This is a genomic window from Cobetia sp. MB87, from assembly GCF_011319755.1.
In the GTDB taxonomy this organism is placed as follows: domain Bacteria; phylum Pseudomonadota; class Gammaproteobacteria; order Pseudomonadales; family Halomonadaceae; genus Cobetia.
This window is the reverse complement of sequence record NZ_VFBC01000003.1, coordinates 1-25,232: the sequence shown is the minus strand read 5'-3', so window position 1 is coordinate 25,232 and position 25,232 is coordinate 1. Positions and strand designations below refer to the sequence as shown.

Annotated in this window: 22 protein-coding genes; 5 read left to right on the top strand and 17 right to left on the bottom strand. The window is 60.1% G+C overall.

What is annotated here, in order from left to right:
* Positions 1–84 precede the first annotated feature (84 nt).
* The 3 genes from araD1 to CDPAHKCJ_RS01635 are packed head-to-tail and all read right to left on the bottom strand — an operon-like array spanning position 85 to position 3,364.
* Positions 85–1,092 carry an AraD1 family protein gene (gene araD1, locus CDPAHKCJ_RS01645; protein ID WP_166018300.1) on the bottom strand — a complete coding sequence of 336 codons (1,008 nt, stop codon included), beginning with the start codon at positions 1,090–1,092 and terminating at the stop codon, positions 85–87.
* Positions 1,093–1,102: 10 nt separating this feature from the next.
* A complete protein-coding gene (locus CDPAHKCJ_RS01640) occupies positions 1,103–2,275 on the bottom strand; it encodes an L-rhamnonate dehydratase (protein WP_166018299.1) in 1,173 nt (390 codons plus the stop codon).
* A 60-nt stretch (positions 2,276–2,335) separates the two neighbouring features.
* Positions 2,336–3,364, bottom strand: a complete 1,029-nt coding sequence (locus tag CDPAHKCJ_RS01635; RefSeq protein WP_166018298.1) for a 4-hydroxythreonine-4-phosphate dehydrogenase PdxA — start codon at positions 3,362–3,364, stop codon at positions 2,336–2,338.
* A gap of 224 nt (positions 3,365–3,588) precedes the next feature.
* Between CDPAHKCJ_RS01635 and CDPAHKCJ_RS01630 the strand changes: the two genes are divergently transcribed.
* On the top strand, positions 3,589–4,317 hold the full coding sequence (locus CDPAHKCJ_RS01630) for a FadR/GntR family transcriptional regulator (RefSeq protein WP_166018297.1): 729 nt from the start codon (positions 3,589–3,591) through the stop codon (positions 4,315–4,317).
* 253 nt (positions 4,318–4,570) lie between these two features.
* Here CDPAHKCJ_RS01630 and CDPAHKCJ_RS01625 read toward each other — a convergent pair whose 3' ends face one another.
* The 6 genes from CDPAHKCJ_RS01625 to CDPAHKCJ_RS01600 all read right to left on the bottom strand — a co-directional run bounded on the left by CDPAHKCJ_RS01625 (position 4,571) and on the right by CDPAHKCJ_RS01600 (position 9,859).
* Positions 4,571–5,236, bottom strand: a complete 666-nt coding sequence (locus tag CDPAHKCJ_RS01625) for a GntR family transcriptional regulator (RefSeq protein WP_166018296.1) — start codon at positions 5,234–5,236, stop codon at positions 4,571–4,573.
* Positions 5,237–5,410: 174 nt separating this feature from the next.
* The gene (locus CDPAHKCJ_RS01620; protein WP_166018295.1) at positions 5,411–6,559 is read right to left on the bottom strand and encodes a mandelate racemase/muconate lactonizing enzyme family protein; all 1,149 of its coding nucleotides are present in this window, start codon (positions 6,557–6,559) and stop codon (positions 5,411–5,413) included.
* Between the two features lie 47 nt (positions 6,560–6,606).
* Positions 6,607–7,248, bottom strand: a complete 642-nt coding sequence (locus tag CDPAHKCJ_RS01615; RefSeq protein ID WP_166018294.1) for a 2-dehydro-3-deoxy-6-phosphogalactonate aldolase — start codon at positions 7,246–7,248, stop codon at positions 6,607–6,609.
* The gene (locus CDPAHKCJ_RS01610; protein WP_166018293.1) at positions 7,242–8,162 is read right to left on the bottom strand and encodes a 2-dehydro-3-deoxygalactonokinase; all 921 of its coding nucleotides are present in this window, start codon (positions 8,160–8,162) and stop codon (positions 7,242–7,244) included. The genes CDPAHKCJ_RS01615 and CDPAHKCJ_RS01610 overlap by 7 nt, the downstream gene beginning before the upstream one ends.
* Before the next feature lies 1 nt (position 8,163).
* Complete coding sequence (locus CDPAHKCJ_RS01605; RefSeq protein ID WP_166018292.1) at positions 8,164–8,835, bottom strand: RraA family protein; 672 nt, start codon at positions 8,833–8,835, stop codon at positions 8,164–8,166.
* Between the two features lie 34 nt (positions 8,836–8,869).
* Positions 8,870–9,859: a C-terminal binding protein gene (locus CDPAHKCJ_RS01600; RefSeq protein WP_166018291.1), complete on the bottom strand. Its 990-nt coding sequence runs from the start codon at positions 9,857–9,859 to the stop codon at positions 8,870–8,872.
* Positions 9,860–10,295: 436 nt separating this feature from the next.
* Here CDPAHKCJ_RS01600 and CDPAHKCJ_RS01595 point away from each other — a divergent pair, with 436 nt between their 5' ends.
* From CDPAHKCJ_RS01595 to CDPAHKCJ_RS01585, 3 genes are all read left to right on the top strand, one after another.
* Positions 10,296–11,282: a TRAP transporter substrate-binding protein gene (locus CDPAHKCJ_RS01595; RefSeq protein WP_166018290.1), complete on the top strand. Its 987-nt coding sequence runs from the start codon at positions 10,296–10,298 to the stop codon at positions 11,280–11,282.
* An 88-nt stretch (positions 11,283–11,370) separates the two neighbouring features.
* Positions 11,371–11,868, top strand: a complete 498-nt coding sequence (locus CDPAHKCJ_RS01590; RefSeq protein WP_166018289.1) for a TRAP transporter small permease — start codon at positions 11,371–11,373, stop codon at positions 11,866–11,868.
* Positions 11,865–13,145, top strand: coding sequence for a TRAP transporter large permease (locus CDPAHKCJ_RS01585; RefSeq protein ID WP_166018288.1), 1,281 nt, complete (start codon positions 11,865–11,867; stop codon positions 13,143–13,145). The genes CDPAHKCJ_RS01590 and CDPAHKCJ_RS01585 overlap by 4 nt, the downstream gene beginning before the upstream one ends.
* Before the next feature lie 265 nt (positions 13,146–13,410).
* On the opposite strand, the gene CDPAHKCJ_RS01580 is transcribed toward CDPAHKCJ_RS01585, so the two are convergent.
* The 4 genes from CDPAHKCJ_RS01580 to CDPAHKCJ_RS01565 form a co-directional block, all read right to left on the bottom strand.
* On the bottom strand, positions 13,411–14,037 hold the full coding sequence (locus CDPAHKCJ_RS01580; protein WP_166018287.1) for an XRE family transcriptional regulator: 627 nt from the start codon (positions 14,035–14,037) through the stop codon (positions 13,411–13,413).
* Between the two features lie 212 nt (positions 14,038–14,249).
* Positions 14,250–14,630: a nuclear transport factor 2 family protein gene (locus tag CDPAHKCJ_RS01575; RefSeq protein ID WP_200017195.1), complete on the bottom strand. Its 381-nt coding sequence runs from the start codon at positions 14,628–14,630 to the stop codon at positions 14,250–14,252.
* Positions 14,631–14,764: 134 nt separating this feature from the next.
* Positions 14,765–16,141, bottom strand: coding sequence for an FAD-binding oxidoreductase (locus CDPAHKCJ_RS01570; RefSeq protein ID WP_166018285.1), 1,377 nt, complete (start codon positions 16,139–16,141; stop codon positions 14,765–14,767).
* Positions 16,142–16,331: 190 nt separating this feature from the next.
* The gene (locus CDPAHKCJ_RS01565; protein ID WP_166018284.1) at positions 16,332–18,101 is read right to left on the bottom strand and encodes a BCCT family transporter; all 1,770 of its coding nucleotides are present in this window, start codon (positions 18,099–18,101) and stop codon (positions 16,332–16,334) included.
* Between the two features lie 627 nt (positions 18,102–18,728).
* On the opposite strand from CDPAHKCJ_RS01565, the gene CDPAHKCJ_RS01560 reads away from it, so the two are divergent.
* The gene (locus CDPAHKCJ_RS01560; RefSeq protein WP_166018283.1) at positions 18,729–20,459 is read left to right on the top strand and encodes a thiamine pyrophosphate-dependent enzyme; all 1,731 of its coding nucleotides are present in this window, start codon (positions 18,729–18,731) and stop codon (positions 20,457–20,459) included.
* Between the two features lie 196 nt (positions 20,460–20,655).
* On the opposite strand, the gene CDPAHKCJ_RS01555 is transcribed toward CDPAHKCJ_RS01560, so the two are convergent.
* The 4 genes from CDPAHKCJ_RS01555 to CDPAHKCJ_RS01540 all read right to left on the bottom strand — a co-directional run.
* On the bottom strand, positions 20,656–22,884 hold the full coding sequence (locus CDPAHKCJ_RS01555) for a YjbH domain-containing protein (protein WP_240916611.1): 2,229 nt from the start codon (positions 22,882–22,884) through the stop codon (positions 20,656–20,658).
* Between the two features lie 65 nt (positions 22,885–22,949).
* A complete protein-coding gene (locus CDPAHKCJ_RS01550) occupies positions 22,950–23,882 on the bottom strand; it encodes a capsule biosynthesis GfcC family protein (RefSeq protein WP_166018282.1) in 933 nt (310 codons plus the stop codon).
* A gap of 109 nt (positions 23,883–23,991) precedes the next feature.
* The gene (locus CDPAHKCJ_RS01545) at positions 23,992–24,828 is read right to left on the bottom strand and encodes a YjbF family lipoprotein (protein WP_166018280.1); all 837 of its coding nucleotides are present in this window, start codon (positions 24,826–24,828) and stop codon (positions 23,992–23,994) included.
* A 5-nt stretch (positions 24,829–24,833) separates the two neighbouring features.
* A partial coding sequence (locus CDPAHKCJ_RS01540; RefSeq protein ID WP_205700762.1) for a hypothetical protein occupies positions 24,834–25,232 on the bottom strand: 399 nt, incomplete at its 5' end.

Below are 25,232 nucleotides of genomic sequence, written 5' to 3'. Positions count from 1 at the left end.
GGTGCTGACGGGGTCAGGGCCGGGTGGTGGCGACACCCTCCAGGCCCTGATCCCTCCTCTATGGCTCGTACTTATCAAGCGTGCTCACAGCACTGCCATGGCGGATGGCTGCTCAGCGTCGTTGGCGTGGATCTCGAACGCGACGGGATTGCGCAGTGCACGCCCGAAGGCGGGCAGTTCGATCTCGAAGCGATCACCCTCCTGCACCTTGATCTGATCGGCGAAGCTCAGGGTGGCGGTGCCGAAGAAGTGCACGTGCAGATCTCCTGGCGCGCGGAACTGGGCGTACTTGAAGTGGTGGTGTTCCAGATTGGCCAGGCTGTGGGCCATGTTGGCCTCACCGGTCAGGAAGGGCTTCTCCCACAGGGTCTGGCCGTCGCGGGTGATGCGGCTGGTGCCTTCCAGGTGCTGGGGCAGCTCGCCGATCAGCAGTTCAGGGCCGTAGCTGCAGGCGCGCAGCTTGGAGTGGGCCAGCCACAGGTAGTTGGCGCGCTCGGTGATGTGGTCGGAGAACTCGTTGCCTACCGCGTAGCCGATGCGATGCGGCTGACCGTTGGCATCGTTCAAGTACAGGCCGACCAGCTCGGGCTCTTCGCCGGCGTCTTCGGCAAAGGCCGGCACGCTGATCGCGGTTTCCGGTGCCACCACGATGCTGCCGTCACCCTTGTAGAACCACTCCGGCTGCGCGCCGACCTGCCCCTCGGCAGGCTTGCCGCCCTCGAGTCCCATGCGGAACATGCGCATCGAGTCGGTAAGGCTAGCCTCATCCTGCGCCTGAGCGGCGGCATGCATGGCGTCGCGGGTATCGGCGCTGCCCAGATGGGTCAGGCCGGTACCGGTGACGGTGCAGCGCGCGCGATCCGGGTGGGTGACCGGCGGCAGCAGTTCGCGGCGATCGATGGCCTGCTTGTAATCGACCAGGGTGTGGGAGTAGTGCTGCTCGATCAGCGCGCTGAGCCCGATGCCCAGCTCGATGGCGCGGGAGGCCAGCTCATAGGTGCCGCCCGGGAAGTCGAGCAGGCGCAGCTGGTCGCGGCTCTCGACCACGGCGACCCGTGGGCCATTGGCGGTGCGAAGTTGGACGAGTCTCATGATGGCTTCCTCACTCGATGATGTTGAACTGATCGAAGTAGTCGCTGTTCAGCTCAAGGCCCAGCCCCGGGGTTTCTTCGTCGAGATCGATGAAGCCGTTCACCGGCTCCGGGTCGCCCTTGAAGATGTAGTAGAAGAGCTCGTTGCCGATCTCGACATCGTGCACCGGGAAGTACTCGCTCATCGGGGAGGCCAGCGAGGCCATGGTCAGGTGGTAGTTGTGCATCTGGCCGGCATGCGGGATGACCGGCACGCTGAAGGACTCGGCTAGCGCATTGATCTTGCGCGCGGCGGTGATACCACCGACCCGGTTGGTGTCGTACTGGATGACGGAGACGGCACGCTTTTCCAGCAGCTGGCGGAAGCCGTAATGGGTGAATTCGTGCTCGCCACCGGAGATGGGAATGCTGGTCAGCTGATTGAGTTCGGCGTAGCCATCGATGTCATCGGCGATCACCGGCTCTTCCAGCCAGCGCGGCTGGAAGCGTTCCAGCTTCGGCAACATGCGCTTGGCGTAGTCCAGGTTCCAGCCCATGTAGCACTCGAGCATCAGGTCGACATCCTCTCCGATGACTTCGCGCACGGCGGCGACGCTATCCAGATTGGCACGTACGCCTTCGACGCCGTCACGCGGACCGTAGCCGAAGCGCATCTTCATGGCGGTGAAGCCTTGATCCAGATAGGACTGGGCCTCTTCCTGCATGCCCTTGAGGTCGGTGCGGTAGAGCTTGGAGGCGTAGCAGGGGATCTTGTCCTTGGTGCGCCCGCCCAGCAGCTTGAAGACCGGCTTGCCGACCGCCTTGCCCATGATGTCCCAGATGGCGATATCCACGCCGGAAATGGCGGCCATGCCGATGCCCTTACGGCCCCAGGCGTGGGTGGAGCGGTACATGCGCTGCCACAGGTATTCGTAGTCGAAGGGGTCCTGGCCGATGATCAGCGGCGCGAGGTATTGATCGATGATCGCCTTGGCGATGCGCGGCGCCAGTGCCACGTTGCCAAGTCCTATCAGCCCGTTGTCGGTCTCGATTTCCACCACCGTCCAGCCGTGGAAGCGGAAGGTGCCCATCGAGTCGCCCTTGTCCCACAGCTCATCCATGGCGTTGGAGCAGAAGTGGGCAGTGGGAGGAACGGTATGGCCTTTCCATTCGAAGACGCGGGTTCTGACCTTGGTAATCTTCATCGAATTATCCTTGTTGTGGATGGCGTTGATTCAGGTTCATGAGCGTGAGGCGCAAGCGCATCAGGCCGACGCGGTCTCGAGCCGCAGCGCACGCAGGTTGGTGCCCATGCGCTTGGCGATCGCGAAGGCATTGCGGGTCGGGTTGACGTCCGCCTTGCCCTGGCCGGCGATATCAAAGGCGGTGCCGTGAGCCGGCGTGGTGATGGGGATCGGCAGGCCGCCCTGGACGGTGACGCCGGACTTGAAGCCCAGCAGCTTGATCGCGATCTGCCCCTGGTCGTGGTACATGGTCACGATGGCGTCGTACTCGCCGTCGCGTGCCTTGAGGAAGATGGTGTCAGCCGGGAAGGGGCCTTCCACGGGGTAGCCCTGGGCGCGGCACTCGGCGACGGCCGGCGCGATGACATCGATCTCCTCACGCCCGCAGGTACCGCCCTCGCCACCATGGGGATTGAAGGCGGCCACGGCGATGCGCGGGTGCTCGACACCGGCCAGTGTCAGCGAGTCATGGATCAGCTGGCTGGCGGCGATGATGCGTGGCTGGGTGACGTATTCGGCAGCGTCCTTGAGCGGAATATGCGACGAGATACGCGAGGTCCACAGCGTCCCCAGCGTATTGAACTCGCAGAAGTAGCCGCTGACGCCAAGCTTCTCGGCGAAGAAGTGCAGTTCGTCTTCATGGCCCAGGCCGCCTTTCTTCATCGACAGCTTGTTGAGCGGCGCGAAGCAGATGGCGTCGACTTCCTCGTTCTGGGCCGCTTCCAGGCAGCGAGACAGCACCGCGAGGGTCGAGGCGCCACAGGCAGCGCTCTCCTCGGCGATGGTGACATCGGCCTTCGCGACGCTGTCCACGGTCATCATGGTCAGGCCCTCATGCTCGCGGGCAGCTGCAAAGCTTTCGACACGGGGGAGATCACTGAACAGGCCGGCCTGCTGCTGGCCCTGTTCCCACAGCCATTGATCGCCGATCAGCACCGTATGGGTATCCGCGAACTGTTCGCGCTCCGCGATCAGGCGGGCGATCAGTTCGGGGCCGATGCCGGCAGGGTCACCAAGGGTCAGGGCAATGACGGGGCGTGTTGCGGACATGTGAGTTCCAGCCTTGTGAGAGTTGGCGTTGTTGTTGGTATCTACAGTGAATTCGCATCTTATGGTCTGCTGGTTGGTTTACCAGACCAGTTGATGAAAAAGCTAGCTGACAAGTTCTCTTCTGGTCAAGGTTTTTGGTGAATTTGCGACTATGGTCGGTTTTCTGGTGCGGCATACGAGCGTTTCAGTTATGCTGGTATGAAATGTATACCAGTGGGGGCCACATGAACCAGACGCCTTTCGCCTTCGAGAAAGCGCTGAAGAATCAGACCAAGAAGGAAATTCTCGCCGACAAGCTCATCGAGATGATCCTGACCGGCCTGCTGCGCGATGGAGATGAGCTGCCCAGCGAGCGTGAGCTGGCGCAGTTGTTTGAAGTGAGTCGCGAGACCGTTCGTGGGGGGCTGGCGCTGTTGACGGGCTATGGCCTGCTGAATGTCTCGCATGGCAGCAAGTCAAGGGTCTGCGCGAGCGAGGCGGTGATCGACAGTTTCCGCAATCATCCCGCGCGTCAGCAGGGCGACGAGCTCAACAACCTGGATATCGAGAGCGTCTTCGAGAGTCGGATCGTGGTGGAATCGGCCATTGCCCGTCGTGCCGCACGACATATCGATGAGGCAGGGCTCAAGAAGCTGGACGCCTTGCTGGATGCCCAGTCCCAGCACTTCGACTCACCGGTGAATTTCCAGCTCTCGGATCAGAATTTCCATCACGTCATCGCCGAATACTCGCGCAATGAGATCCTGATCCGCTATGCCGATGAGCTGTATACCTACGCGCTCAACATTCGCCGCCAGGTCATGGCCGAGCATGGCTCGATCAAGCGCAGCTATGAAGAGCACGTACGCATCGTCGAAGCGCTGCGCGCCGGCGACCCTGACGCCGCCGAACGCGCCATGCTCTCGCATATCGACAGCGTCTATTACACGACGCGGGACAAGATGAAGCGCTGATGGATGGTGATTTTAACGGCTAATCCTGGCAGGCGGAATCGACTGACATAACGCAGTGCTAACTCGCTCACTGGCTATTGCTGAGGTGCCAGGCTCGCATGATTTCTTCTGGGGATATGGCGGTCGCATTGAGTCATGTTTAAAGCTAAAGCCTCACTAGGCACTCAGATGATGTTCAGACCTTTTCAAGGGAGAGCCCACATGAGTTGGGAGTCAGCGAGACAGGTCGATGGCTTCCCTGTGGGTGCTGATTTCACAGTTGGGTAATATCTTCCACACCAACTTCGTAAGTCTCTTGGGTGCGGCCAATGTGTGCATCCAGTAGCGCGCGCAGAGCGGTGATGTCCTTGGCTTGAACAGCGTCGACTATCTCGGTGTGTTCTCTGAGCGAAAGACGGGTATGGTCCGGCCGGGTTGCCAGGTGAGTGCGTAGGGCGGCGATCTTTCCAGCGTATTGCTCGTAGGAACTCTTTAAGTAGGCGTTTCCACAATGGTTGAAGAAGGCCATGTGGAAGGCCGAATCCAGGTCCAGATAATCGGTTATGCGCCCAGATCCGTGTGCCACCTGCATCTGGCTTTCTACCTGTCGGAGCTCGTGATAGAGGCCAGGCTGATCAAACTCGATTGCCAGTGCCAGTGCGGCTGGCTCCAGCGTACGGCGAAAGGTACAGATGTTACCGACTTCGCGGGCGCTCAGGGTGAAGACCTGAGCACCAGATTGCGGTTTTATGATCACCAGGCCCTCGTGCTTGAGCCGAGCCAAAGCTTCACGCACCGGTGTCTTGGATACGTTCAGCAATGCCGATATACCGCGTTCAGAGATAGCTTCGCCTAAGGCGAGTTCGCCGCGTACGATCATGTTACGTACGTGATCGGTGACGAGGGTTCCTAGGGAGGGGGGGCGTTCAAAGTCCTGCATCTCGGTCCTTGTAGGCTGTGGTTCAGGCCCGAGACGGGCCCTGGGATTTAGCCACAGAGTAGCACAGGCGACTGGAATACCAGATGCCTATGTCATTGGGAAGATTGATCAAAGATTTTAGACCTATGGCAGCAGGGCCGAGCAAGCATGTGAACTTGTTTTCCAGCCCGTGTGTCAGTATGGACGGGCGTGTTCACGCAGGAATTCACGATCGATGGTAAACCCGAGGCCATCACCTGTGGGGACGGTGACCCAGCCTTCACTTTGAGTGATCGCTGCGGTGACCAGGTTGGAGCGGAAAGGATGGCTCGAGGTGTCGTATTCGAAGATCGGACCGCTGGCCGCCAAGGTGGGATTGACTAACGGCATCGCGGCGATTGCATGCAGCGATGCATACTGACCGATCGCGGTCCCCCAGACATGGGGGTTCACCTGGATACCGTTGGCGAGGGCCAAGGCAGTGATATGCGTCATCGCGGTCAAGCCGCCGGCCATGGCCACATCTGGCTGGGCGATATCGATACAGCGTCCGGCCAGTAGGTCGCGGAATCCGAAGAGAGTGAATTCTGCTTCGCCACCTGCCAGGGGTATCAGCGTCTTCTGCTTCAAAAGACGATAGCCCTCCTTATCATCAGGATTCACCGGTTCCTCGAACCATCGTAACCCGTATGCCTTGAGGCCATCTGCCAGCTGCGCTGCTTCGCTGACGGTATAGGCGTGATTGGCGTCAATCATCAGTTCGACATCATCGCCCACAGCATCACGTATATCGGTCATGACTTTGATGTCATTGGCCACCCCGAAGCCCAGTTTTATTTTCATGCTGGCAAAGCCTGCGTCACGGTGGCGACGCGCTTCTTCGACAAGACTGGCGGTGTCTGTACCAAGTTCGATGCGAAAGAAGCCGGTAGCGTAGGCTTGCACCTGTTTGCGAAAACCACCGCCAAGTAGCTCAAAGACAGGTCGTTGCGTGATCTTGCCCTTGAGATCCCAGAGAGCGATATCGATAGCACTGATGGCGGCGATCACGACTCCCTTGCGTCCGTAGTCTCGAGTGTGATTGTAGAGCTCGTGCCAAATGACCTCGCTTTCGAACACTGAACGGCCGATCACCAATGGCGTGATTATGTGCTTGAGGACTGAAGCGGACAGTTCCGGTTCCAGCAGCCCTGCGCACAGCGCTTCACCCCAGCCGCTTTGTCCATCCTGAGTTACCACTTCCACTAGCGTTGCGGATCGACGGGTGATCCATTGCTGGGAGAAGGCGAAGGGGCGTGGCAGCTCGGATGTCATTGTGTAGATGTTGACTTGCTTGATGATCATGGAAGTACTCCAGCGGAGGTAAGGAGCTTGCAAGCGCGTTGTGCTACCTATGGCTTGGCTGTCGCAGCCCAGCTGGCGTGGGCTGCGATAAATGCTCTTGCTCGCCTGGCGACCTCTGTATTGGCGATGCCAGATTGATAGAGCGCGCCACCGAGGCCGAACCCCCGTGCTCCTGCCTCGAGGTAACCTGCCATGGTGGCTGGCGTGATGCCTCCCACCGGCAACAACGGCGTTGTCTCTGGTAGCACAGCACGCATGGCCTTGACTGCCGCAGGCGAGATCGCCTCGGCAGGGAATAGTTTGAGAAAGTCGGCACCGGACTCGATGGCAGTGAAAGCCTCACTGACAGTGCCTACGCCGGGGCCGTAGATGAGCCCTCTGACCGAGGCTTCGCTTGCGATCCGGGGATCCAGGTTAGGGGCAATGATCAGGCGGCCACCAGCCTGCTCAACATCGGCTACGCTATCTGGCGCGGTGACTGTTCCTGCCCCCACTAAGGCATCGTCCCCGACATGGGCTGCCAAGCGGCGAATGCTTTCCAGTGGGTCGGGAGAATTGAGCGGGACCTCGATCAGCCGGAATCCTGCCTCAAGCAGGGCATCGGCTACCGGTATGACTTCCTGGGGTTTGATGCCGCGCAGGATGGCGATGAGAGGGCAGGCGTCGAAGGCCTGTTGCCAGTTCAGCATGTAATCAGCTCCGCGGCTCTTGCGATGGCCAGCTGTCCGTGGCGTGACAGCCCGGGCGTCGCCATAGTGGAGGGTAGTGACAGAAAGTCGGTGGCAATACGGTATCGTTCCGCAAGATCATGGCGGCCGATGATGGTGACCTTGCCAGGGGCTGCCCCCTGTTGTAACTGGCCGAGGCATTCCTCGCCGATCAGCAAGCCGGAGAGGTAGTCAGCGCTTTGCTCTGGGGATAGCTGGTCGAATAGGTGAAGCGCGCGAGTGGTGAATAGGGTCGCTAGAAGTTGTCCAGGATGCTGGCGGGCGGTCTGTAACCCACGCTGAAAGGCTTCTGGTGAGAACTCGCCTTGGCGTATGGTGCGGCCAAGCAGTGAGTGCTCACGAAGAATCGCATAGAGTTCGCCGGTCATGCAGGTGACAAAACGGGTGATCTTATCGTGCTCGACCGTCAACCATTTGTTGTGTGTCCCGGGCAGCAGGAAGGTGCCATCGCTGACACCTTGGGTAGACAGATACCCGACTATCTCGGTTTCTTCGCCACGTATGACATCGGGGCGCTCGCCATCGGGCGATTGCACCGCGCCAGTGACGAAGTGCACCTGGCCGAGGTCGGGAACGGTTTCGCAGACCAGAGCATTGGCCAGCTCATTGATCCCCAGAGGGAGAGGTTGGTAGGGCGTCTCAATCCAGCCATTACGGCTGGTTATCATGCCCGAGGCAAGAATCGGGATGCCGGGGAAGTCGGTCAACCAGCTTTTGATGCTGTAACGAAGGAAACCTGCAAAGTCCCTGTCGGATACCGCGAGAATCCCGTTGGGACTCTCGCGGGTATCGAGGGCCTCGCCGTGACGATTGACGAGGCTTGCACGAAACGATGAGGTTCCCCAATCGATGCCAATCATGAGGGGGCGCGACATCCTAGATTCTCCCGAACTCGGCCAGCAGGTCCTCGACGGTCTTGCCTTGCTGAACCCATGCGCGGGTAGCTTCCTCACGCTCGGCCTGCTCCAATGCCAGTTCGACTACCTCGGCTGCTCGGGCCAGCGGAATGACGGTTACCCCCATCACATCGGCCACGATGAAATCACCAGGATTGACCGGTACGCCGCCACAGGCGATAGGCACGTTGATCGACAGCTCCTCCTTGCGATCGGAGAACATGGTGTGGGTACCACGCGGAGTGATGGCGCGTGTCCAGATCGGCCATTGGATATCTTCGAGTTCATCGGTATCACGCCCCGCGCCGTCCACTACCATGGCTCGAATGCCACGATTCTGGGCCAACGCGCCCATCAGGCCACCACATACCGAAGTGTTGGGATCCCCACCGGCGTCGACAACGATGATGTCACCTGGCTGACCCATCTCCAGTGCTTTGAGGGGATCGACCAAGTCACCTTTTGATAGCTGCACGGTAATTGCCTGGCCACAGACCTTGGCGCGGAAAGCCGGCTTGATGCCGCTGTCCATCACGCCAGTTCGGTACTGGGAGTCGGCGAAGACAGCCGTGGCGGAGTAGTAGGACAACACCTTGTCGAATTTCTCGAGCAGTGCCGGATCACGCTTGAAATCATTGAATTGCTTGAGCATGGGTTAGTTCCTCTGATCGTTGTGTTTTCGTGTTTCAGCGAGCCGGCGTGTTGACCGGATTAAGTGGTGCCTGGCCGGTCAGCACCCGGGCGACTTCCTGGGCAGCGATAGTGCGGGCCGCACGCAGTGATTCCTCCGAGTAGTAGGCCGCATGAGGGGTCACGATGACGTTGGGGAGTGAGAACAGAGGGTTGTCGTTGGGGGACCAGTGTTTACGTTTGGCTGGCTCCTCCTCGGGATCATCGAGTCCCGCCCCAGCTATCCATCCCTCTGACAACGCCTTGTAGAGCGCGCGGTTATCGATGGTGGGGCCACGGCCAGTGCAGATCACCAATGCGTTGGGTTTCATTGAGCGAAATTCCTCCTCGCTCAAGAAGTGACGAGTTTCCGTTGTCATAGGCACCTGCATCATGACCACGTCGGACTCTGCCAGTAGTGCACCCTTGTCCACTGCCGCAACCTGATGGGCCGCGATGGTGGCGCTATCGACGTAGGGGTCGTGAATGATCACCTGGGCGCCGAATGCCTTGGCACGCTGTGCTATGGCCTGGCCGATGGCACCAAAGGAAACGATGCCAACAGTCTGGCCACGAAGACGATTTAGAGGAGCCGCGGTCTGCCAGCGCCACTCACCACGATGGGTGGCCCGGTCGTAGGCGAACAGCCCGCGCGCCAAGGCCAGCCAGAGACTGATGGCGTGGTCAGCAACTTCCTCGGTGCAGTAATTGCGCACGTTGGTGACCTGGATCCCCTTGGCGGTGGCTGCCGCCACGTCAACGATGTCCGTGCCGACGCCGTAACGGGCGATGACCTTGCAGCGCTGCATGGCGGCGATGGTGCTGGCACCGATGTAGGCATATTGGTTGATCATGGCAGCGCAGTCGGCAGCGTGTTCTAGTAGGTCCTGCTCCGATTTGGCTTGCAGGGCTATTACTTGGGCTCCCGCCTTCTCGAGAATTTCGCGCTCCAACTCGATATCGGCGAAGTCGTGATCAGTGATGATCACCTTCTGTCTGGTGGGCATGGCACTACCTCGTAATTGTTCGTTGCTGTCTTTTGTTCAACTGGTGTACCAGGCACCAGATGAGCTGAAATATACAAGCTAGCGGTGAGCTGTCAAAGAGGATTGGTCGATAGTGTCATTAGACATTGGTCATGTGAACTAAAGTAACCACGGTGCCGAAGTCGCTATCTTGAGGTGTTGGAAATCGATGCTTCGTGCGCTTTCTAACCTAATAATTATTCATTTAAAACAATGTTCTAGGTGTGTCTTTCGGAAGGCGTGACGCTACCGGTTTGGCGGGGAAGTAAGGCAATGCAAAACAGAGGTAGATCAGAAGAGGGGCGATAGCGCCATGGCGCTTTCTTGACAGATCCTTTTGGCATCAATCAATCTTCATTTCGAGATCTGGAATACCAGTTCCGAATTGACTACTCAATAACAATAGTGAGAGTTCGCCATGATCAAGAAATGGATGCTTATCAGCCTGCTGGTCGCCGCCACGCCGGCTCAGGCCACCACCATCATCAAGCTGGGACACGGGACCAATGAAAATTTCCATATGGCGCGAGCGATGGTGGAGTTCGAGCGTCTGGTGGAAGAGGGCTCACATGGCGAGATTGACGTACAGATCTTCCCGTCGTCCCAGCTGGGGGGGGATCGATCCATGATTGAAGGGGTGCAGACAGGCATTCTTGAAATGGCGGTGTCGCCGTCATCGTTTTTCACCAACTGGGACCCGGCTTTTGGCGTGGTCGAGCTGGCCTATATCTACCCGGACAAAGACACTGCGCTTGAGGTACTCGACGGCCCAGAAGGCGATGCCTTGTTGGGACGACTCGATCGGATCGGTCTGAAGGGACTTGGCTGGGTCGAGAGTGGCATGCGCCACCTCACCAATAATGTTCGTCCGATCAAGACTCCGCAGGATCTGGAGGGCATCAAGCTGCGCACCATGAAGGTGCCTGCCCATGTCGATACCTTCAAGGCGCTGGGGGCCAATCCGACGCCGATGAACTTCGGTGAAGTTTATTCCGCTCTACAGCAGGGAGTCATCGATGGTCAGGAAAACCCGCTTTCGTTGATCGACACGCAGCGCTTCTATGAGGTGCAGAAGTACCTGACACTTACGGGGCATATCTTTACGGCCTATACGCCGGTCATCTCCCAGACATTCTTTGACTCTCTGCCTGAAGGTCAGCAGCACTTGATTGAGCAGTCGATGGATCAGGCCATCGCCTACGATCGTGAGCTGGTAGCTGAGGAGGACGCCGATCACCTGGCGCATATCCAGAGCTCTGGTGTTGAGGTAAACAACCTGTCCGATGAGCAGCATCAGGCCTTTGCTGATATCGCCGCAAGCGTCAACGCCCAATATCGGGAACGTATTGGAGTTGATGTCTTTGATGGATGGATGGCTGCCATCCATCGCGCCTCTGAACAGTGATTAAGCACAGAGCCGGCACGCCAACCGCGAGATGCGACCAATTGGAAGAGGTCTCTCACTCAATGCGCGAAGCCGGGAATTCGAGGACATGCCGATGATTCGTTGGCTGAATGAAAGCTTGGAAGAGTGTTTGTCAGTTGTGCTGCTAGCACTGATCGTCGCACTGGTATCTGCCAATGTGCTGGCGCGCTACGTGTTCAACGCGTCCCTGTCCTGGGGGGAGGAGCTGGTGGGTTGGCTCTTTATCTGGTTTATCTGGATAGCGGTAAGCTACGTCTTTCGTCAGGACAAGCATATCGAGATTACCTTTTTGAAGGAGCAGCTGCCTGAAGCGATCCAGCGTTACTTGACACTGGTGGTTAGGCTGGTCGTGGTGGCATTTCTAGTCACCATCAGCCTCTACTGCATCCAGCTGATGCTCAATCCCATGGTGCGGTATCAGGTATCGGTGGTGCTCCAGATGCCGATGCCCCTTTACTACGCCTCTGCACCCGCCGGTGCGCTATTGTCGGCGTTTCGCATTCTGCAACATTGTTGGCTGGCGTGGAGATTGCCTCGCACCCGCCTTGAAGGAGGTGCCCTATGATCGCTGTTTCACTGATCGGCATGTTATTCGCCTTTATCGCTGTGGGCATGCCGGTGGCCATGGGGATGGGGCTTGCTACGCTACTGGTGATATTGCTGATCGATGGTGCGCCACCAGTGGTGCTTCTAGCGCGTTCGCTGGTGACGGCAGCGGACTCCTTTCCGCTGATTGCCGTTCCCCTTTTTGTACTGGCCGGCGATCTGATGCAAATGGGGGGCATGTCACGACGTATCGTCGGTTTTGCTCATTCGCTGGTAGGGCACGTCAAAGGCGGGTTGGCCTATGTCAATGTGCTAGCTTGCTGTTTCTTTGCCGCCATTTCCGGCTCGTCACCGGCTACCGTGGCAGCGATTGGGTCGAACATGGTGCCGGAGATGGAAAAGGTCGGTTACTCACGCCGCTTCTCGTCTGCTTTGACGGCAGCCGGAGGCATGGTAGGGGTGATGATTCCACCGTCCATCCCCTTCATCATCTATGGCGTATCCGCGGAGGTCTCGATCGGCAAGCTATTCATGGCGGGGATCGTCCCTGGCATCATGTTTGGTATTGCCTATATGCTGACCGCACGTCTGATGCTCAGGCACAATCGTAAGTTGTTGGAGGAGAGCACCAGCTTCTCGAGAAAGGCGATGACCACTTCGCTGCGCGATTCGATCTGGGCGCTGCTGGTCCCAGTCATTATCCTGGGTGGGATTTATGGTGGGATATTCACGCCTACCGAAGCGGGTGGGGTAGCCGTCATCTACTCGATCATCATCGGCGTCTTCGTCTACGGTGATATTCGCTTGTCGGAGTTGCCCAAGGTGTTTGCGCGTAGTGCCTCGACTAGCGGACAGATCCTGATCCTGGTAGTGGTGGCCGGTGGCTTTGGCCAGTTACTGACCATTGCCCAGGTGCCGAAAGATCTGGCAGCTGCCATTACCGGGTTTTCGACCAATCCTTTGGTACTACTACTGATGATCAACCTATTGCTACTGATCGTCGGCATGTTCATGGAGACCATTGCAGCAATCATCATCCTGACACCACTTTTATTACCGGTAGCGATTGCTGCGGGCGTCGACCCGATCCACTTCGGAGTGATCATGACCGTAAATCTTGCTATCGGCTTCTGTACGCCACCTTTGGGGGTCAACCTGTTCGTCGCCTCATCCGTATCCGGCGTCAAGATCATGGATGTATCGGCGGCAATCATTCCCTACTTTGTCGCAATGATAGCGCTGCTGCTGGCCATCACCTATCTGCCGGGCATCTCGATGTTCCTTGCAGGCGGCTAGCTGTACCAGCGGATATTTCATACCGTTGCTTGTACTCTTCAACCGGCGCTTCGATCCTGTATCGTGTGCCGGTTTTTTGTATATGGCCGCATATCGGTACTTTGTTTCTCCTCGATGTAGCTTGTGGAATCAGCATGTAGGATCAGTAAGAGCTTGCTGTGCGGAGAACTTTCGTAAAGGAGTGATGTTCGTACGGGGTACAGTGTCGGGCCTAGCGAGGCGACCCCCAGCACCTTTTTCAGAACTAGCCTGTTACCCCATTGCATCAATACTCCACGCCCGTCATCACCCAGACGATGCGGGTCTCGGTCTCACCGGGGTTGCGAATCCAGTGCGGTTCCTCACCGGTCAGCGAAAAGCTGTCGCCCGGGTTGAGCAGGAATACCTGCTCGCCGATGGTCAGCTCCAATTGGCCACTTTCCACATAGCCCGCTTCCTCACCGCGCCGCTCACGAGGCGTCTCACCGCCGCTGCCGCCGGGCTGCAGGCGGGTCATGATCAGGATGAGCTGACCGCTCAGGCGGGGGGAGAGCAGTTCTTCCCGTGCACCGATGGCGCTGAGATTCATGGCACGGCGTTGATCCGCGCGCACGATAGTTTCCTGCTCGGCCGCCGAGTCACTCCCGCCCGGCTGGAAGAACCAGCTGACGCGCACACCGAGGGCATCACTCAGGGCCTGTAGTACCCCGATGGGGAGGGATGAGACGCCGCGCTCCACCTGGCTCAGATAGCCGACGGATTTTCCGACGCGCTTCGCCAGCTGGCTGAGTGTCATCTGCCGGGACTTGCGCAGGTCGCGCAGCTGTCTGCCGATACGACGGTCTTCCTGTTCTGCATTGCTGAGTGCGGTGCTGCCGACTGATGCCTGTGAGGAGTCTGTCTCCGTGGTCATCCGGTTTCCTCTTGGCAATGGGAGCTGGCGGTCAATGCGTGGCGTTTCATGTGGATGAAAAGCATGCTGCAGTTTTCATCAGCAAGATTATCAGCATGCGGCGTGAAGAGATAAGCCTGTGTCGTTATCAAATCGTCGTGTTGAAATAGGTATTGATAAGCAAAAGGCCAGTCATGATGACTGGCCTTTTGCTTATGCGCTGCGCGTTACCCTCAGGCAGCTGGAGTGAAGGCCGGTCGTTGCTTGCGGAAGGCCTGTTTGCGGGTGATCTTGCCCTTCTCGATGGTGAAGAGATCCACGCTGTCGGCCTCGACACGCAGGCCATCGGGCTGGGTCGCCATGAAGGTGCATTCGGAGACGACACGCTGATCGGCGAAGAAGAACTCGCCCTTGGCCCACTTTACATCGGGCATGGTCGTCCAGGTGTTCACGAAGGCATCGCGTACGGCGGCCTTGCCGACGATTCGCGTGCCGTGCGCCTCATCGCCGGACACGGTGTCGAAGACCACATCATCGGCGAAGTACTCCATGACGTCATCGATGGCGTGGCGATTGAAGGCATCGAACATGGCGGTCATCTGTTCACGGTTCATGGTACGGGTCTCTGGTGCATGCATGCCGCGAGTGGCATGCCAGTGGGAGGTGCCGCGACGTCATTCGGGAGCGCCGCGGCGTGTTGAGCAGCATGAAAGACGCTGGTCGATGAGCGTAGAGAGCGAGTCGAGGCTCAACTCACCTTGTCCAGCACTTGGAAATACTTGTAGAGCAGATGCTGCCCCATGCGCCGGATCGGCCTGAGCGGATGGGCGGGCAGCGGGGAGTTGAAGATCGGCAGGTGGCGCTCGGGCAGTGACTGACCGGCGATCAGCGCGGCGAGTTGTCTGGAGGCATAGGCCGAGAACGACACGCCGTTGCCGCTGTAACCCTGGGCATAGAAGATCTGCTGCTTGGGGTCCGGCTGCACGATGCGCGGCATCATGTCGTGGGAGATATCCATCCAGCCATGCGAGAACCACGGCGTCTCGATGCCGGCCAGCGCCGGGAACTTGCGTGCAATGGCGGCATGCACCACATCCAGATGACGAGCATTCTGCGCATCCGCGCCGCTGATGGCGCTGCGCGTGCCGATCTGCAGGCGTTTCTCGGGCAGCAGCCGATAGTAATAGCGCAGCTTGCGGGTATCCGTGGTAAGGATGGTCGAACGCAGGCCGCAAGCCTCGATCTCATCGTCGGTCAGTGTGCGCGTCCATACCGAGTTGGCCATGATCGGCATGTTGCGATAGGCAGTCAGTGAGTGGAGGTTGGGGCTGGTGTAGCCCGCCGTGGCGATGCCTACCGCGCGTGCCTTTACCGTGCCTCCCGGTGTCTGCAGATAGTGGATGCCGTTCTCTGTCGTCCACTGCTGCACCGGGCTGCTGGTGTGGATTCTGGCGCCGTGGCGGCGTGCGATACGCGCATAGCTGTAGGCCAGCTTGAGCGGCTGTACCGCGATGCCCTCGGGCTCCAGCATCGCGCCGTGACTTTCCTGATCGCCCATGAAGTCCCGATGTACCGTCGCACGGTCCAGTGTCCGGGTTCGGTAACCGAGGATGTTGTTGCACAGGCGTGATTCGGCCTCGAGATGCTGCATGGCCTGTGGGCTGTGGGCGATCAGCAGATTGCCCAACGGTTGAGGCTCGCAATCCACTTCCGGGTCCTGGGTCAGAGACTTGAAGACTTCGAAACCCTCGAGGCTATTGGCGTGCAGCTGGCGCGCCATGTCGACGCCCCATTTCCTGACCCACTGGCTGCGGCTCAGGCGTCCCCAGGCCAGATGCCCCTGGCCGCCATTGCGGCTGGTGCAGCCCCAGCCGATCTGATTGGCCTCCAGCACCACCGCCTTGATGCCGTGCTCGCGTGCCAGGAACATCGCCGTGGCAAGGCCGGTAAAGCCGGCGCCGATCAGCACCACGTCGGCCTCCATGTCGTCAGTGACGGGGCCATCATCCTCGGGAGGCGGGCCGGCGTGGTAGCGCCAGTAGCTCGGCGCATAATCCACTCCTTCACCCGGGGAGCTGTCCTTGAGAGGGTCGTAGTGAGGGTTGTAAGGCTGCTTGACAGTCATCGTGGGTCACCATCCGTGTTGTTGTTGGCGATCGTTGTCATTGGTGATCGTTGTCATTGGTGATCGTTGTCATTGGTGATCGTGGTTGTCGGTGATCAGTGTCATTGGCGATCAGTGGCGGTGCTTGTCCAGGTGCGCTGCGCTCTGGGGGCTCTGCCTGCCCGAGTCGACGTGAGGCGCGTCATACCGCTCAGGTCGCGCCCGGGATGGGTTGGCTTTCCGATCCAGGGAGGGCGTGCGGCGTTGGCGTGGCTGTAGCACTTGGCGTGATACTGGACGTACTAGCTGGCGTGGCGGGTGTGGCAGCGCTCGAGGCTTCTGGCTCGGCAATGTCGGCAGGCATCGGTCTGGCCTGAGAGGCCGGTTGCATGGCCGTCGCCGGCTGCTCGTGGGTCGCCTTGAGCATGCGATAGACCGAGAACATGTAGGCGATGCTGACGAGGAAGAAGGGCGCGCCGACCACGATCGCCAGGCTCTTGATGGCGTTGAAGCCTCCGGCGAGCTGGAAGACGATGCCGGTGACACCGATGATCACGCCCCACAGCAGGCGCATCAGGATCTTCGGATTCTCGTTGCCATTGGAGACCTGCATGGCCGAGAAGAACGAAGCCGAATCCGAGGTGGTGACGGCGAAGACGACGATGTTGAACAGCACTGCGAGGCATAGCCACCAACCGCCGGGCATGCTCTGCAGCAACAGGTAGATGCCGGATTCCGGGTTGCCCTGCACGCTTTCCCATAGCGGCACGATCTGATTGACCTCGGCATAGCCGGCCGAGCCACCCCAGATGCTGAACCACACGATCGACAGCAGCATCGGCACCACCACCACGCCGAATACAAATTCGCGCAGAGTGCGACCACGGGAGATGCGCGCGATGAAACCGCCGCAGAAGGGGATATAGGAGATGTACCAGAGCCAGTAGAAGATCATCCACCAGCCCACCCATTCGCGCTGTTCGAAACTGCCCGCGTCGGTCCAGAACTGAGTGACAAACACCGAGCCGAAGTAGTCACCGAACTGCTGGGTGATCATGTTCAACAGGTACTGCGCCGGGGCGTGACCGAAGGCCAGCAGCGCCAACAATATGGCACCGGCCATGACCATGTTGAGCAGGCTGAGGTACTTGATGCCGCGCTCAATGCCGGTTGCCGCCGATGCCACGTAGGCGATGATGATCACCAGCATCACCATGGCCTGACCGAAGGCACCGAACTCGAGCCCGAACAGCACCTTCAAGGCATAGCTGATGGAGGTGACGCCCAGGCCGATCATGGTGGCATTGCCGCCGATGGTGCCGATCACGCCCAACCCGTTGGCAAGCTTGCCCCACAGGCTGCTGTTGCAACGCTCCCCCAGAAGACCGTAGAGGCCGGTGGCGACCGTCAGCGGCTGTCCCAGGCGATAGGCCGGAAAGGCGATGGCCCAGGCGGCCACGGCAAACAGTGCCCAGCCATTCATGCCCCAGTCCATCAAGGTGTCGAGAATCGCGGTCGATACCCCGGCCTGCTGGCCGACTTGATTGAGGTCCTGCACATGCGAGGAGGTGTAGAGATGCGTCAATGGCTCGGCGACGCTGAAGAACACGAAGCCGATGCCCAGTCCGCAGCTGAAGATCATCGAGATCCACGCCACATAGCTGAATTCAGGGCGTGAGTCGTCCGGCCCCAGCCGGATGCCGCCAAAGGGGCTGAGCAACAGATAGAAGCTGAAGATCAGTGTCGCGGCGACCCCGAGCACGAAGCTCCAACCGAAGTTGAAGATCAGGAAGTCACGTATGCCGGACAGCGCCGCGCCGGTCTGCTCCGGTGCCGCCAGGGCGTAGATCATGATCAGGGTGTAGATGCTGAGAACGGGCCAGAACAGCCCCTTGTCGTAGTCACCAAGCAGACCGGACGAGCGCGGAACGCCATTGCTGCCAGCGCGCTCAGCCGCTGCGGGATTGCGTGTTGCTGTCACTGGGTTGCCTCCAGGAAGGGGCCCTGATGCTCCAGCCAGATCTCGTCAGACACCTGACAAGCCGACAGGAATATCGAGAGCAGATTTTATTGTTGTCATGGGAGCGGGGGCTGGGACTTCGCCATTCATCGAAGCGGCAAGGTCCCCATTCATCGACAGTGAATGCGCTGCAGCTCATACAGCACTCGATGAATACTCTCGCGTCACAAGTGAAAATAGACGTCGGCATAAATCACGCAAGTGAAATTTTAAGGTATTTTTTCATTCACATGTAAAGTGATCCCGTGTCGACACCAACTCATTGAAATACAGCGAAATTAACGCCGGTACGCAGCCCGGTCCGATGGTGGCAGCTCAGTGAACAGAGGTCGGGATGGGAATAGAGAGGGAGGGGTGGAGAGAGCAGGGAGCAGGGAACAGGGAGAGCAGCAGGGGAATCGGCAGCGGAGGTGGAAGACAGTTTTCAACTCCGGCCCCACTGCACGCAACGCCGTGTGCCACTTGTGCCTTGTGCCCTCACCATTGCATTTCCTCGGGTCATCCCAACGTCTTGTGTACTGTTTATTCGAATGAGTGAATGTATTGCTCATCCTTCACCGCAACTCCACGGAAAAGGAAAGCGCCCCCATGTCCAAGTCCCATTCTTCAGCACATAGCGTCTCCGAGATCATCACCGAATCCCTGCTCGAGGCAGGTGCCAAGCGCTGTTACGGCATCGTCGGCGATACCATCAATCACTTCACCGACGCCATTCGGCGTTCCGAGATGGAGTGGGTGCATGTGCGGCATGAAGAGGTGGCCGGCTTCGCGGCAGGGGGCGAGTCCTTCATCAGCGGGGAGCTTTCCTGCTGTGCCGGCACCTGTGGCCCGGGGAGCACCCACTTTCTCAATGGTCTGATCGAATCACATCGCAATGGGGCACCGGTGGTGTTCATCGCCTCGCAGATCGATACCGCCGAGATGGGCGTGGGCTTCCCGCAGGATGTGGATCAGAAGGCACTTTATTCCCAGTACAGTGTGTTCTGTGAATACCTGACCAATCCCGAGAATGCTCGCCGCATGGTGGCCATCGCGGCGCAGAAGGCGCTGGCGGAAGGTGGGGTAGCGGTGCTGATCGTCCCGGGGGACCTTTTCCCGCAGAAGCCGAAAGCCTCGCTGCCCTGGCGCGCCCACCGCTTCTCGCCGGTGATCCGCCCGAGTGAGCAGGAGCTGGCCGCCGTCGCCGAGGCGCTCAATCAGCCGGGCAAGGTGTCGATCTACGCCGGGGTCGGCTGTCAGGAGGCGCAGGAAGAAGTGCTGGCATTGGCACGTCGCCTCAAGGCGCCGGTGGCCTGGACGTCGCGCGCCAAGGACTTCATCGAGCCCAACAACGAGCAGGAAGTCGGCATGACCGGCGTGTTCGGCCTGCAGGGTGGCTACGAGGCCGTCGCGGAATGTGACATCTTGCTGCTGCTGGGCTGCAGCTTTGCCTGGTCCCAGTTCTATCCGGACAAGGCCACCGTGATACAGGTGGATCTCGACCCCGGCAAGATCGGTATCCGTCACCCGGTGGATCTCGGTGTCGTCGGTAGCGTCAAGGACACCTGCGATGCGCTGCTGACCCGCGTGGACCCACGTGACGACAGCGGCTGGCTCGATAGCTGCCGCAAGAAATATCTCGAGGCACGCGACGAGGCCGCCGTCACCTCCGACGATGAGCATCTGATTCACCCGCAGGAGCTGACCCTGGCGCTGGACCGTCATGCCAGTGAGGACGCCGTCTTCACCGCCGATGGCGGCAGCCCCATGGTGTGGTGTCTGCGTCATATCCGCGCCAACGGCAAGCGCCGCACGCTGCCAAGTCTGATGCATGGCACCATGGCCAATGCCTACCCTCAGGGCATCGGCATCCAGAAGGCTTACCCTGAGCGTCAGGTGATCGCCATGTGCGGTGATGGCGGTCTGTCGATGCTGATGGGGGACCTGCTGACCATCAAGCAGGAGAAGATTCCGCTCAAGATCGTCATCTTCAACAACAGCACGCTGGGCTTCGTGGAGCTCGAGCAGAAGGTCGAGGGCATCCTGGATACCTACACCGAACTCGAGAACCCCGACTTCTCGCTGGTCGCCCAGTCCATGGGGCTGTGGGGGCGTCGTGTCGAGGAGAAGCACGAGCTGGATGAGGCAGTGCAGAGCCTGCTGGCCCAGGAAGGCCCCGGCATTCTCGAGGTCAAGGTCAACCGCATGGAGCTGGTGATGCCGCCGCATATCGAAGCCGGCCAGGTCGCCTCCACCGCACTCTACTCTGCCAAGGCGGTGCTCAATGGGCGCATGGATGATGTGGTCGATCTGGTGCGCAACAACTTCACCGGTCGCTGAGTATGGCGTGAGAGGTTGTGACCCACTCATGCCTTCACTCAAGAAGGCATGAGTGAAGGCGCAGACCAGAAGTTGCCAACGACAAGGCCCCGATCCAGAGGATCGGGGCCTTCTCGTTGGCACGGCAGATGACGGAAGGAAACTTCAGCACGACCGGCCGTCGTCTGCGAGAGCAGAGGTCAGCTCGCGGCCAGGATCACTTCCATACCTGTGAGGCGAAGCCACGCCAGTAGTCATCCATGTCGCGATAGCTGGTCATGTCATACAGGCTGAACTTGCGATTGAGGCGAGCGCCACCATCGCGGGTCAGCGGGTTCCAGGCCAGGCCGACAGTGTCGCGACTGGAGTGCATGAAGAATGCATCCAGCGGCAGCACGATGTAGAGGCCCTTGTCGAAGCTACCCTCGCCGAAGTCGTCGCCGGCATCGGTGAAGGTGGCCCAGGCACCCATGCGTGCACCATTGGCGAAGCCGCGTGAGACATCCAGCGTCATGCCGACATCTTCTGCCAGGTAGCGGCCGAAGCTGGCCTTGGCCAGCACGTCTTCATAGCCGGTATCCCAGTAGATGCTTGCATGGCCAGTGGTGGTCGAGTAATCGCGCAGCCCGAACTGCTGATCGAACTCGCGCTGCTTGACCCAGTTCACATCGACCCCGTAGGCCAGTGGTGAGCCCAGCGGGCGATAGAGCACCTCGGCGCCGACACCGGCATACATCATCTCCAGAATGCCGCCGTAGGCCATGCCATACCAGTCGCGCCCGAACTGGTGAGTGCGGGTGTACTGCAGGTTGTCGATACCGACGTCGGTCTCTTCGATGTAGCGACCGATATAGGAGCGTACCCTGGGCAGCTTGGAGTCCGAGATGTAATCGAACTTGTCGAAGTTGTCGAACAGGGTCAGCTGTGCCGAGCCGGAGAGCCAGCCGTGGCGATCGGTACGCCAGGCGGCCGAGCCACGCAGGTAGGCCTGATACAGATAGCCATCCGGGCCGCCGATGTTCTGGTTGAGGCCAGGCGAAAAGCCGGCGCTCCAGCGATCATCAGGATTCTCGAGCAGCACCTTTTCACCGGTATAGCGGGCCGCACCTTCACCATCCCCATCGGTCGGCTCGGTGGCCGCCAATGCATAGACGCTGTGGGTATAGCGCAGCTGCTGGCGTGCATCGTGACCGGCGTTGACGATATCGGCGCGCTGGTGGACATCTTCCCGAGTATCCAGACCCCCGGAGCGCAGGCGGTAATGGAAGCTCTCGAAATAGTCATCCAGTCGGTTGTGCAGCACGCGGTTGGCACGGCCTTCGGCCTGAGCGGTAGAGCGGAAACGCGTGCTCTCGCCACTGACGATCAGCGCTGTGCCTTCGCGGGACAGGCTATCGACACGAATGCCGGATTGCACCTGGATCTCGCGGGAAAGCTCGGGCCAGCTGACCTGGTTGCGCGTGGGGGCTTCGGCATTCAGGCGCTCCGGTGGGCTATCCAGCTTGGCCTGCGATAGCCCGGCGAGATCCACCCCGAAATTGACGCCGAACATCGCGGTATTGCCACGCTCCCAGCCGGCCTTGACGGTCAGGTTGTCGGTCACGCTCAGGCGGGCACCCAGGTTGATCGGGCTGTCCTGCGCTTGATCGTTGTCCTGCGGCTCGCTCTGATAGTCATTGCCATCAAGCTCTGCCATCAGCACCAGCGGGTCCCACGGCGTCTGCCATTCCACACCGCCGAAGATGCCGACATCACCCTTGAACAGGCTGTTGAGAGAGAACTCACCGCCCTGGTCACCGCCGGTCTCGCCACGGCCGGGACGGTCGTTGTAGCTGTCACGCACCCAGCCAAGCGGGTTGCTGATGTCACCGCGTGAGCCGAGATAGCCCCAGCCAAGCCCCAGCGTGAAGTCAAGGTCATACCAGCGCTTGCTGGCGACCAGGTATTCACTGCCGAACAGGCTGGTACCGCCCATGTCGCGCAGGCCGACCGCGACTTCAGGCAGATAACGGCTCTCTTCCCAAAGTCGGAACTTGGCGTCGACACCTTTATCCAGGTAGTCGCGGTCACCGGCGATGGCTTCGCCATACAGGCGGTTGGTGACTTCCGTGTAGCGGAAGCCGACCTCCAGCCAGTCGAGCGGCTGCAGGCTGACGTTATAGCGCTGGTACGGTTCGACCTGGCTATAGGAGAAGTGAATGCTGCCCGGCTTCTGCATGCGCGCGGTCGGTGTCTGCATCAGGCCGACACCGCCGAAATCCGATTGTCCATGCCCCAGGCCGCTGAGACGTGTCTCGATCGGCTGCGGACCATCCAGCAGGCCGGCGTAGCTCATCGGGGCCAGCAGCATGCCCGCACTGAGCATGGCCAGTTGCCGGATGGCGCGCGTCAAGGGAGTGAGCCGGGCACGCGCCGGCGCCATGGAAGTGAAGTGCGAATGATCCATGCTGTCTGCTGCCATCCTTTGCCTGCCTGAGCACGAGGCGTCCTGCTGTGTCATTGTCGCGTCGCTCATGGAGTCTCGCCCTGAGGGTGCGCGCCACTGTCCGTGTCATCACTTTCATTACTGTCATCACCCTCAGCGTATTGGCGCGCTATCTGCAGATAGTCGCGCTGCTGGGGCTCACCCGTGATGGCGTCCACGCTGCGGCACTCCTTGCCCGGCCATTGCAGACTCAACCACTCGGGCAGGCTGCGATTGACCCAGGCGGCGGCCGCCGAGATACGCGGCATGTTGACCACGACACGGTCACCCGGCGCCAGCGTATAGGGCTGATCATTCCAGGCGCTGATGCCGCGGACGATGATTCTGCCGCCCAGTGTGATGACGCTGGCGTGTTCCGAGTCCGCCTGCGCGCCTGGCAGGCCAGCGATGGCGTCGTGCAGCGTCAGGCCGGGGCGCCAGTCCAGCTGGCGCACCCCAACGGCACTCCAGAGCTGAATGCGAGTCTCTGTCTGGCATTGGCCTATCCAGTCGCCCGTCGTGAGCGGGATGTCCAGGCGCGGAAAACGCCACAGAGCGATGGGATCGATCCGCCCGACCTGCCGTCCCTCGACCGGCGTGCGACCGATGATGCGCATCCAGTGCTTGAGCCCTTCAGCCGACAGTCGATCATCAAAGACGGCCTGCGAGCTCAATTGACGCAGCTCGAAGAACAGGCGGCGCCCAAGCTGACGTGTCCTGTCGCGCGTCTGCTGGGTGGCCACGAACGCATGCGGCCACTCGATACCGTTGGCATTGGTCAGCACGCCGAGCTGGCGCGATAGCGCCTCACTGATGGTCAGTGTCTGGGTGCTGGCCTCCTGGTCTTGGGATAGGCCTGACGATACTGTCGGAGTCTCGCTGGCCAGCGCTGCGCCAGGCAACAGGAGCACGCCGCAAGTCGATGCGAGCACCGCTGCGCCAAGGGCGGCCTTCAGACGTTCATGCAGATAGCGTTTCACGGCACCTCGGCGGACAAGAGAAGTGACACCACGATGGACAAGCGATACACCGCCGGCTCGTGCAGGCGGGGCGGCATGATCCTGGCGCTGAAAGAAAAATTCTTGGCACTTACCACCAGCCACGCGCCACCTCCCAGCTCCAGTAATGGGAATCCGGCCAGGGTTGAACATCCGCCGCCCAGATTCTTGGTGCCGCATTGGCATCAGTCGCGGAGGGATCAATCACAGCAGCAACCGCATAGCGATTGACGCTACGCGAGCCATCTTGCCAGAGGATGTTTTCCTCACACTGGGCCACTGTCTGATCACCCAACGGCAAGGCCTGCACGGAGGGAGGCGCGCATTGCCAGCTTGCCTGGCCCTGGGCGTAGCCCTCTATGCCATCAGCGCGCTGCCAGCGTGAGTGAATCGCATAGCTGGGTGTGGATTCACCCCTTTCCAGCGCTGACATCAGCGTGGCCAGTGATGCGTCGCGTCGCATGTACAGCAGGTCGGTGTCAAAGCCGGCGGTACCGCTCAGCCAGCCGTTCTCCAGGCGCACGAAGGCATGATCCGCGGTTTCGAAACGTGCCAGCTCTGTCGTGCTCGAAGGCTGGTTTGCCTTCGATTCAACAGGCGTGGCGGAAGAGGGCAGGGCTGCCAGTGGTGTCAGCCCTGTGGGTTCTTGCTGATAGGTCGCGTCCGTTGCGTCCATGTCTTTGCGGTTCGCTGTCTCCAGCGACGCCAGCACCACCATCCCGGTGTTGCCGTCATAGCTGAAGCGCAGCGTGGCATAGGGCAGGGCGCGCGCGCGCTCGGCATCGAATTGATCGCTGCCGAGTATTGCGCTGGCCGTCTGCCCCAGCTGCCCCTGCTCAAGTGCGGAGCAGCCCCCAAGCATCAATGCGCCGGACACAAGCAAAGGGGCCGCCAGGCGGCCCCCCATCATGATGGATGTCGGCTTCATGGTGATCAGAAGGTACCTGTGGTGCCGGTGGTGCCAGTCGTACCGGTAGACCCTGTGGTGCCAGTCGTTCCGGTTGTACCCGTTGTGCCAGTGGTACCGGTGGTGCCTGTCGTGCCCGTTGTACCATCGCCATCACCCGGCTCGCCGCCTTCATCGGGGTCACTGCCGTCATCGGGATCGGTGGTGCCGGTAGAGCCTGTGGTGCCGGTGGTACCAGTCGTGCCGTCGCCGTCACCCGGATCCGTGCCATCGCCCGGATCAGTACCGCCGTCGCCACCATCACCCGGATCAGTACCGCCGTCGCCGCCGTCACCCGGATCAGTGCCGCCATCGCCGCCGTCGCCCGGATCAGTACCGCCGTCGCCACCATCGCCTGGATCAGTACCGCCGTCGCCACCATCACC

What these genes read in the sequence shown, in the direction of transcription:
- CDPAHKCJ_RS01580 (WP_166018287.1), bottom strand. Translation starts at nt 14,037, where the DNA reads ATGACCACGGAGACAGACTCCTCACAGGCATCAGTCGGCAGCACCGCA.
- CDPAHKCJ_RS01640 (WP_166018299.1), bottom strand. Translation starts at nt 2,275, where the DNA reads ATGAAGATTACCAAGGTCAGAACCCGCGTCTTCGAATGGAAAGGCCAT.
- CDPAHKCJ_RS01625 (WP_166018296.1), bottom strand. Translation starts at nt 5,236, where the DNA reads ATGCAGGACTTTGAACGCCCCCCCTCCCTAGGAACCCTCGTCACCGAT.
- CDPAHKCJ_RS01610 (WP_166018293.1), bottom strand. Translation starts at nt 8,162, where the DNA reads ATGTCGCGCCCCCTCATGATTGGCATCGATTGGGGAACCTCATCGTTT.
- CDPAHKCJ_RS01615 (WP_166018294.1), bottom strand. Translation starts at nt 7,248, where the DNA reads ATGCTGAACTGGCAACAGGCCTTCGACGCCTGCCCTCTCATCGCCATC.
- CDPAHKCJ_RS01555 (WP_240916611.1), bottom strand. Translation starts at nt 22,884, where the DNA reads ATGGATCATTCGCACTTCACTTCCATGGCGCCGGCGCGTGCCCGGCTC.
- CDPAHKCJ_RS01595 (WP_166018290.1), top strand. Translation starts at nt 10,296, where the DNA reads ATGATCAAGAAATGGATGCTTATCAGCCTGCTGGTCGCCGCCACGCCG.
- CDPAHKCJ_RS01585 (WP_166018288.1), top strand. Translation starts at nt 11,865, where the DNA reads ATGATCGCTGTTTCACTGATCGGCATGTTATTCGCCTTTATCGCTGTG.
- CDPAHKCJ_RS01560 (WP_166018283.1), top strand. Translation starts at nt 18,729, where the DNA reads ATGTCCAAGTCCCATTCTTCAGCACATAGCGTCTCCGAGATCATCACC.
- CDPAHKCJ_RS01545 (WP_166018280.1), bottom strand. Translation starts at nt 24,828, where the DNA reads ATGAAGCCGACATCCATCATGATGGGGGGCCGCCTGGCGGCCCCTTTG.
- CDPAHKCJ_RS01600 (WP_166018291.1), bottom strand. Translation starts at nt 9,859, where the DNA reads ATGCCCACCAGACAGAAGGTGATCATCACTGATCACGACTTCGCCGAT.
- CDPAHKCJ_RS01570 (WP_166018285.1), bottom strand. Translation starts at nt 16,141, where the DNA reads ATGACTGTCAAGCAGCCTTACAACCCTCACTACGACCCTCTCAAGGAC.
- CDPAHKCJ_RS01590 (WP_166018289.1), top strand. Translation starts at nt 11,371, where the DNA reads ATGCCGATGATTCGTTGGCTGAATGAAAGCTTGGAAGAGTGTTTGTCA.
- CDPAHKCJ_RS01635 (WP_166018298.1), bottom strand. Translation starts at nt 3,364, where the DNA reads ATGTCCGCAACACGCCCCGTCATTGCCCTGACCCTTGGTGACCCTGCC.
- CDPAHKCJ_RS01630 (WP_166018297.1), top strand. Translation starts at nt 3,589, where the DNA reads ATGAACCAGACGCCTTTCGCCTTCGAGAAAGCGCTGAAGAATCAGACC.
- CDPAHKCJ_RS01620 (WP_166018295.1), bottom strand. Translation starts at nt 6,559, where the DNA reads ATGATCATCAAGCAAGTCAACATCTACACAATGACATCCGAGCTGCCA.
- araD1 (WP_166018300.1), bottom strand. Translation starts at nt 1,092, where the DNA reads ATGAGACTCGTCCAACTTCGCACCGCCAATGGCCCACGGGTCGCCGTG.
- CDPAHKCJ_RS01605 (WP_166018292.1), bottom strand. Translation starts at nt 8,835, where the DNA reads ATGCTCAAGCAATTCAATGATTTCAAGCGTGATCCGGCACTGCTCGAG.
- CDPAHKCJ_RS01575 (WP_200017195.1), bottom strand. Translation starts at nt 14,630, where the DNA reads ATGAACCGTGAACAGATGACCGCCATGTTCGATGCCTTCAATCGCCAC.